General features: G+C 70.4%; 4 protein-coding genes and 2 pseudogenes. 4 read left to right on the forward strand and 2 right to left on the reverse strand.

What is annotated here, in order from left to right; all coding sequences use genetic code 11:
* Positions 1-561: pseudogene (locus GRX66_RS16325) on the forward strand (nicotinate-nucleotide diphosphorylase).
* A 27-nt stretch (positions 562-588) separates the two neighbouring features.
* On the opposite strand, the gene gpmI reads toward GRX66_RS16325, so the two are convergent.
* Together gpmI and GRX66_RS16335 are read right to left on the reverse strand one after the other, a co-directional pair.
* Positions 589-2,148, reverse strand: a complete 1,560-nt coding sequence (gpmI, locus tag GRX66_RS16330) for a 2,3-bisphosphoglycerate-independent phosphoglycerate mutase (RefSeq protein WP_159527473.1) — start codon at positions 2,146-2,148, stop codon at positions 589-591.
* Between the two features lie 27 nt (positions 2,149-2,175).
* Entirely contained in the window at positions 2,176-2,469 is a 294-nt protein-coding gene (locus GRX66_RS16335) for a hypothetical protein (protein WP_159527474.1), read from the reverse strand.
* Between the two features lie 217 nt (positions 2,470-2,686).
* On the opposite strand from GRX66_RS16335, the gene GRX66_RS16340 reads away from it, so the two are divergent.
* The 3 genes and pseudogenes from GRX66_RS16340 to GRX66_RS16350 all read left to right on the forward strand — a co-directional run.
* Complete coding sequence (locus tag GRX66_RS16340; RefSeq protein ID WP_159527475.1) at positions 2,687-3,934, forward strand: DNA double-strand break repair nuclease NurA; 1,248 nt, start codon at positions 2,687-2,689, stop codon at positions 3,932-3,934.
* A 109-nt stretch (positions 3,935-4,043) separates the two neighbouring features.
* Positions 4,044-4,823 carry an ABC transporter ATP-binding protein gene (locus GRX66_RS16345; RefSeq protein ID WP_159527476.1) on the forward strand — a complete coding sequence of 260 codons (780 nt, stop codon included), beginning with the start codon at positions 4,044-4,046 and terminating at the stop codon, positions 4,821-4,823.
* A gap of 3 nt (positions 4,824-4,826) precedes the next feature.
* Positions 4,827-5,330 (forward strand): annotated as a pseudogene (locus GRX66_RS16350) (hypothetical protein); the annotation flags it as partial.

Here is a 5,330-nt window from a genome sequence, read left to right on the forward strand (position 1 = left end):
GTGCTGCGTGCGGAGCGCGTCGCCGTCAACGTCGTCGGGCACGCGTCGGGCATCGCGTCGAAGACGCGTCGAGCGGTCGACGCCGCCCGCGCCGAGAGCGACGACGTCGCCGTCGCCGCCACGCGGAAGACGACGCCCGGCCTGCGCGGCGTGGAGAAGCGCGCGGTGGCCGCGGGCGGCGGGGACACCCACCGCCTGGACCTCTCGCACATGGTGATGGTGAAGGGACAACCACGTCGCAGAGATGGGGCTGGAGGCCGCCGTCGCGCACTTCCGTGACCGGGCGTCGTTCGCGACCCAGCTGGAGGTCGAAGTGGAGACGCCGGCCGGCGCGCTCGGGCGGCCGAGGCGGGCGCGGACATCGTCCTCCTAGACAACATGACGCCCGCAGAGACGCGAGCGGCGGTCGACCGGCTCCCGGACGACGTCCTGGCGGAGGCCAGCGGCGGCATCACCGTCGCCGACGTCCCGGCGTACGCTGCGACCGGCGCGGACGTGATTTCGCTGGGGTCGCTGACGCACTCCGCGGCCAGCCTCGACTACTCGTTCCGGACCGGCTGAGCAACAGCCGCGGACCGACCGCGGGGGCTACTCCAGCAGCGTCTCGCCCGTCATCGCCTCGGGTTTCGAGAGCCCGAGCAGGTCCAGCAGCGTCGGGGAAACGTCGCGGAGCGCTCCGTCGCCGCGGACCGTAACCCCACTGGAACCACCATCATCCTCTGCCGTGGCCGCGCCATCACCGCCAGCGGGTTCGAGATAGACGAACGGAACGGGGTTGAACGTGTGAGCGGTGTGTGGGTCGTCGGGCGTGCCCATGTCGTCGGCGTTCCCGTGGTCGGCCGTGACCAGCACGTCGGCACCTGCGGCCCGGAGTTCGGGGACGAGGCGGCCGAGTTCCTCGTCCACGGTTTCGACGGCCTCGATGGCGGCCTCGTAGTCGCCCGTGTGGCCGACCATGTCGGGGTTCGCGTAGTTCAACACCAGCACCTCGGGGTCGTCGTTGGCGAGCACGTCCAGGGCCGTGTCCGTGACGCCCGCGGCGCTCATCTCCGGCCGGAGGTCGTAGGTCGGGACGTCCGGACTCTCGACGATGCGCCGAATCTCGCCCTCGAACTCCACCTCGCGACCGCCGTTCAGGAAGTACGTGACGTGGGGGTACTTCTCGGACTCGGCGACCCGCAACTGGCCGAGGCCGTTCGCGGCGAGCACGTCCCCGAGCGTGTCCGCGGGCTGCTCGGACTCGAACGCCACCGGGAGGTCGAAGGTCTTGTCGTACTCCGTCATCGTCGCTACCGGCACCGCCGGCGGGTCAGTCGAGAGGCCGTCGGCCTCCCAGTCCTCGGGGCGGATGTCCGCGAGCATGCGGACGAGTTGGCGCGCGCGGTCCGCGCGGAAGTTACAGAACACGACGGCGTCGTCCTCGCTGAGCGCGTCCCCGCCGCGCACGACGGTCGGTTCGACGAACTCGTCGGTGGCGCCGCGCTCGTAGCTCTCGCGGACCGCCTCGACCGCGGTCTCGGCGCGGTGGTCGCCGTTGCGATTCACGATGGCATCGAACGCGCGCTTCGTGCGCTCCCAGTTCTGGTCGCGGTCCATCGCGTAGTACCGGCCGACGACGGTGGCGACGTCGCCGGTGCCGTATTCGTCGACGACGTCCCGGAGCGTCTGGAGGTAGTCCTCGCCGCCGTGGGGGGCAGTGTCGCGGCCGTCCGTGAACGCGTGGGTGGTCGCGGGGAGGTCGCGGGACGCCGCGCACTCGAGGAGTGCGTGGATGTGCTCGTGGTCGGAGTGGACGCCCCCGTCGGAGACCAGCCCCATCACGTGGAGGCGGCCGCCGGTGCGTTCGACGTGGTCGAGCGCGCCGCCGATTGCGTCGTTCTCGCAGAGTTCGCCGTCCGCGATTGCGTCGTTGATGCGGGTGTACTCCTGGAAGACGACGCGGCCCGCGCCGATGGTGAGGTGGCCGACCTCGCTGTTCCCCATCTGGCCCCGCGGGAGGCCGACTTCGCGGCCGGACGTCGTCAGCGTGCCGAACGCGCCGCTGTCGGCGTACTCGTCGAAGTTCGGCGTGTCCGCGGCCTTGACGGCGTCGAGTCTGTCGTGGTCGGCGAGCCCCCAGCCGTCGAGAATGACCAGCGCGGCCTGCATGGTCGACCGTCGGAGGCCCGCGCGTATTTACGTGTCGTCCGCGGCCGGACTGCCGCCCTCGTCGGCCCCGGGAGCCTCGCCCGCCGGCTCGACGTCGAACTCCGCGCCGCACTCGCCACACACCATATGCGGCCCTGGCGCGGTGCGCTGCGGGGTGACGATCCCGCACTCCGGACAGACGTTGAACGGGCGTTCGTCGCCTGGCGCGCCCGGTTCGACGTCCATGTGAATCCAGGCGTCGGGGTTGCCCTCGTCGAAAAGTTCCACGCCGTCGTCGGTGCGCCGCCAGTTCACCGCCGAATCGCCGGGTCCTGCTGGCATCTACGTGCGCCTACGACCCCACCCCAGTTAACTATTCTGACAAAAGTTGTCTCGAGTGCGAGTAAAGAATTAGGGGTGATGGCCGGGCGCTCCCGGCGAGCCCGTACCGAGCGATTCCAGCGAGCCTCCCGGCGGGCGACGTCGACGAGTCCACCACAAGGCGTGGGCCGGCGAGGGACCGACGGACTATTTGCCCCTCCACAACCCAGGAACGGCCATGACCCTCGACCCCGTCCACTTCGACGGCATCGCCGCGCTCGCCAGCCAGATACGCACGGACGTGGACGCCGAGGAACACCGCGACCTCGCAGAGGAGACGTGGGCGAACTACCTCGACCCCCTCTACGGCGAGGACGGCCCCGTCCTCCAGCCGCTGGCCGAGCAGCGGCGGTCGGCCGCCGACCTCCAGGAACTCGCGCTCCAGCCCTCGCCGTTCGACACCGCACACGGCCTCGACTCCGGCACCATCAACCCGAAGACGTTCAAGAACGGGCTCGTCCTCGACCTCGCGCAGGCCGCGATGAGCGCCAGCCCCAGCGACCTCGACCTCCACCGGTCCCGCACCGTCATCACCAGCGTCCACTCCAACGACGCCACCGTGAAGATGGGCACGGACTGGCGCAAACAGGACGAGGGCTACTGGCGCGGCCGCATCGTCCACACCGCGCCGCTGGCTCGCGACCAGGAGCGCGTCGTCCACGGCCTCGCGCTCTACCTCTCGGAGAGCCACCACGCCCTCGAACACGCCGACGCAGTCGACGACCTGCTTCTCCTCGACGGCCCCGTCTACCCCAAACAGCTCGTGAACTGGGCGGACCGACACGCCAGCCTCGCGGACCTCGTCACGGAGAACGAACTCGTCGGCGAAGTCCTGGAGAACTACGTCCGGCTCGTCGAACGCTTCGCCGACGAGGACGTCCCGCTGGCGGGATTCGTGAAGAGTCCCGCGAGCCAGGCGCTGGTGCGCGCGCTGCGGGACCGCGGCCGCCCGACGCCGTGGGCCAGCGACGCCGCGTTCTTCACGCAGGTCCTCGAACAGCGCGAGTTCGCCGACGGGGACTACCACCGCAGCACGGACGAACTCTCGTGGACCGGCTGGTTCACGTCCACGCTCGGCGCAGACGGCGTCTTTGCGGATGCGAACGAACTCGGCGTCGACCGCGAACTCGCCGCCGAAGCCTACGAGGTCGCGTTCTTCGTCGTCTACGACCCCCGTACGGACCTCGTGCACAAGGTCGAACTCCCGCGTGCATTCGCCGACGACGAGGAGACGCGTCGCGCGGTCGAGCGCTACGTCACCAGCCAGGTCGCCGCCGAAGCCGGGCCGCCCGAACCCATCGGGAAGGCCGACGAGCTCGCGCGCATCGGCGCCACCGAGAAGCAGGAGCTCGTCCGGAAACTCGAACAGTCCTTCGACAGCAAGCGCGACGAGAACTACGACGACAAGCGCTGGCCCGACCAGTAGCTCCCCCCGCGTACGGCTCCACGGGTGCCTGCCCGCGAGCGAACGCGGGGACTTCGCTGCCAGCGAAGACTCGTCCACATTTAAGGCCGGCCAGCGGAGACTCACGACAATGACCGACCGCGCCATCGAGACCCGGAACCTCACGAAGCGATACGGGGACGAAACCGCCGTCGACCGGCTGAACCTCGCCATCCCCGAGGCCAGCGTCTACGGGTTCCTCGGCCCGAACGGCGCCGGGAAGACCACGACGATGCGGATGCTGACGACGCTCACGACCCCCAGCGACGGCACCGGCACCGTCGCGGGGGCGGACATCACCGACCGCGACGCCGTCGTCTCGAACATCGGCTACCTGCCCGAGGACCCGCCGCTGCACGGGGAGCTCACGGGCCGCGAACAGCTCCGATACATCGCCGGTCTCAGGGACCTCCCGGAAGCGGACGCTGAGGACCGCATCGACGACCTCCTGGACCGATTCTCGCTGTCCGGCGACGCCGACAAACGCATCTCCGCGTACTCCAAGGGGATGAAACAGAAGGTCGGCATCATCCAGGCGATGCTCCACGACCCCGACGTGCTCTTCCTCGACGAACCCACGTCCGGGCTCGACCCGCGGGCCGCCCGCACCGTCCGGGACACCATCGCGTCCCTCGCAGACGGCGACGCCACCGTCTTCCTCTCGACGCACATCCTCCCGGTCGTCGACGAACTCGCGGACACGATCGGCGTGCTCTACGACGGCCAGCTCGTCACGGAGGGCGCGCCCGACCACCTCAAGTCGCGGGCCGAATCCGGCGACGAACGCACCCTCGAAGACGTCTTCCTCGAGGTCACCGGCGGCATCGGCGACAACGGCGACGAGCGGCCGGCCAGCACCGAGGAGGCGTGACCGATGCCGGGGTTCCCGGACGCCCGGCACGCGGTCCGCATCGCGGTCAACGAACTCCGCGTCGGCTGGCGGAAAGTCCGCGGGAAGAGCACGGTGCAACTGCTCGCCGCGGCAGCCGCGATTCTGTTCGGGCTCGTGTTCACGGCGGCCGCCGCGTGGGGTGCCCACATCGCCGGCGCCACGCTCGCCGAGAATCCCGACGACGCCGCGACCCTCGCGGGCCTCGTCCCGCGGCGAGTCCGACGTTCCACGTGTTCATGGCCCGCCTACCTCACCGCCATCCAGCTCGGCGACATCGACGCGCGCGACGGCTACCTCACGACGATTCCCGCGCGTGACGTGGTCGGCGGCCTCCTGCTGGCGGGATACGTCCGCGTCGTCGGCTACTTCGCCGCACCGCTCGTGGTCGCTGCGGCGGCGTTCGCCGTCGGTGCCGGCGCACCACTTGCGTTCCCCGCTCGCGACGCTGGCCGTGTTCGCGCTCACCGCGACGGCGTCCTCGTGCTT

This window comes from Halobacterium bonnevillei, assembly GCF_009831555.1.
Classification (GTDB): Archaea; Halobacteriota; Halobacteria; order Halobacteriales; family Halobacteriaceae; genus Halobacterium; species Halobacterium bonnevillei.